At 43.2% G+C, this 2,625-nt stretch carries 2 protein-coding genes; both read right to left on the bottom strand.

The features are described from left to right. Positions 1–79 precede the first annotated feature (79 nt). Positions 80–844, bottom strand: a complete 765-nt coding sequence (gene istB / locus ND2E_RS14710; RefSeq protein WP_033093127.1) for an IS21-like element ISShfr5 family helper ATPase IstB — start codon at positions 842–844, stop codon at positions 80–82. An 18-nt stretch (positions 845–862) separates the two neighbouring features. Then, positions 863–2,407 (bottom strand): IS21 family transposase, encoded by a 1,545-nt coding sequence (gene istA, locus ND2E_RS14705; RefSeq protein ID WP_033093128.1) that lies wholly within the window; start codon positions 2,405–2,407, stop codon positions 863–865. Positions 2,408–2,625 lie beyond the last annotated feature (218 nt).

Genomic DNA, 2,625 nt, shown 5'->3' on the forward strand with positions numbered 1-2,625 from the left:
TGCGTAATACTATGATGCCGATCGCTCAATACCATTCAAGCCGATCACTTTTTTGTCTGCCAGTAGACCTCAGTAAAATCTAACTTGAGTGATCGGCATCAGTCAAGGAATTTAGTTTTTTTCGCATCGATTCTCCTTTTAATTCCAACTTTATTGCCCCGTGAACAAGCCGATCTAAAATCGCATCAGCATGTGTCGATTCTCCGATCATTTCATACCAATTTGCTATCGGTAATTGACTGGCAATTAGGGTCGATTTTGTGTCATATCTCGCATCAATTAATTCCAGTAAATCACTCCGTTGTTGAGCCGTCAATGGCTCTAATCCCCAATCATCTAAGATCAGTAAACTCGCACTACTAAGCTTGTTGATGAGTTTGCGATAACTGCCATCAGCTTGTGCCAAGAACATTTTTTCTAATAGCTCTTTGAGCCTAAAATAATAAACGCTACTCCCTTGTTGGCAGTGGTTTTGACCAAGTGCGCAAGCGAGGTAAGTTTTGCCGCACCCCGTTGATCCCGTGATCAATATGTTTTGGTGAAGGCGAAGCCATTCCCCTTGCGCCAATGAACGGATCTGCGTTTTATCTAGCTGTCGTGCTGTGCCATAGTTGAGTTGGGCAAGCGTGCCCCCCACTCTGAACTTTGCTTGGCGAGTCAGGCGATCAATTTTACGCTGGTCACGCTGAGTTATTTCATGCTCAAGCAGTAAACTCAGTCGCTCTTCGAAGCTTTGTTCAATGTATAGATTGGGCTGCTTGTATTGTTGCAATAGTGCATCACGTATGCCGCTTAGCTTTAAATTACTTAACTGGTTTGTGACTTGTTGATTTATGTTTTGCATAGATTTCCCTTTGGTTTATTAATGGTAATAGTTGTTGCCACGGATATTTTGATGGTCAATTTCTTGTAGTAAATCATCTTGAGCTTCTGGCAAGGGTTGTTTATCCAAGCCTTTTTCTAAGATGTTTTTCACTTGTTTTACTCGCGTGACACCTGTGGCTAAGGCGCGATGACAGGCCGCTTCAAGCCGTTGGTCAGTAAATTTCTTGCCTAGGCTTAACAATCCCATACAAGCGCGGTAGCTTTGCTCTGGGTGCTTTTTAGCTTGCATCAATTGCATGACAAATTGCTCAGTTGATGCGCCGAATTTACTTGCCCAATTCTCAAATCGCTGCGGTGTCCATTGCTGTTGCTTTTGATGAGCGATAGGCATGTGTAGCTCAAGTGTTGTGTGCGCTCCTTCTCGGTACGACCTAGGGTGAACAGCCACTTGTATGCCTTGATGGTAAAGGGTCACCAATTGCCCTGAGGCATGAGCTTCAAGCTTTTGTTTAATTAAGGTATGTGGCACTGAGTAGTAGTGCTTTTCAATTTCCACATGATAATCAATATGCACGCTCACCTGTTTTACTAAGGTATAGCTGTAAGGCCGTGTAGGTAACGGTTTGAGTGCAGACCTGTCGATAGCATCAAACTGACTGAGCCTTGAGCCTGGATGCTTTTTCATTTTCCTGTGATTTAAATCGACCAGTAATGCTTGTATTTTTAAGTTTAATTGTCGCAAGCTAAAGAAGGTTTCATTACGAAGCCGTGCCATTATCCAACGTTCAACAATTTGCACGCCCACTTCTGCCTTAGCTTTATCCTTTGGTTTATAAGGTCTAGCAGGCACAATCACCGTATCGTAATGTGTGGCGAGTTGTTGATAAGTTGGATTTAAATCTGGCTCATAACGACAGGGTTTTGTGACGGCACTTTTAAGGTTGTCAGGAATTATCAGCTCAGGAACACCGCCAAGAAACTCAAAACAACGGGCGTGACTCATTACCCAATCTTCGAGTTTCTGGCTGTAAGTCGCTTCGGCATAGGTATAATTTGATGCTCCCATGACCGCGACAAACACTTGTGCAGTACGGCATTCGCCTGTACTGCCATCAACAATATTCATGGTTGGGCCACAATAATCCACAAACAGTTTTTCACCTGCTTTATGGTTTTGTCGCATCGAGGGCTTTTGGCATTTAAGCCACGCCTTGTACTGGCGGCAGAAGTGGGTATAGCTGTAAAATCCTTCCACATGTCGCTCTTTATATTCCTCCCAAAGCAATAACAACGTCATGGTTTTAGGGCGTAGCTCTTGCTGAACTAATGACCAGTCGGGAATGGAAAAGCCTTTTAATCGAGGCTTTGTTTTGAAGAACGCTTGTTGCAGGGAGTGATCATCCCACTGCTCATCAAGCGGCCAAGAAGTAATGCCTAGCTCTGCTGATTTACAAGCATAGCGAGACACGATTGAGGGTGAAACAGATAAGCTATTTGCTATCTTACGATGACTGAGTTTACAGCCGAATTTTAATCTTAAAATCTCTTTAAGTTTACGCATTGAAATAGGTGCCGTTGGCATGGTCATTCTCATCATCGAAAATGAAAAGAATAACGGTTAAAAACACCTACTGGCTAGACAAAAAAGTGTAAAAAATGAACGATACTATTCAAGCCGATCACTCAATACCATTTTGACCGAAAAGTGATCGGCATCGATGGTATTGAGTGATCGCGATGGATGGTATTAGGTGATCGGCTTAGATGGTATTAGGTGATCGCGATGCATGAGAATATGCA

Source organism: Colwellia psychrerythraea (assembly GCF_000764225.1).
Taxonomy (GTDB): Bacteria; Pseudomonadota; Gammaproteobacteria; order Enterobacterales; family Alteromonadaceae; genus Colwellia; species Colwellia psychrerythraea_D.

Excerpts from the sequence above, each read along its gene's own strand:
- istA (WP_033093128.1), bottom strand. The coding sequence starts at position 2,407 with ATGCCAACGGCACCTATTTCAATGCGTAAACTTAAAGAGATTTTAAGA.
- istB (WP_033093127.1), bottom strand. The coding sequence starts at position 844 with ATGCAAAACATAAATCAACAAGTCACAAACCAGTTAAGTAATTTAAAG.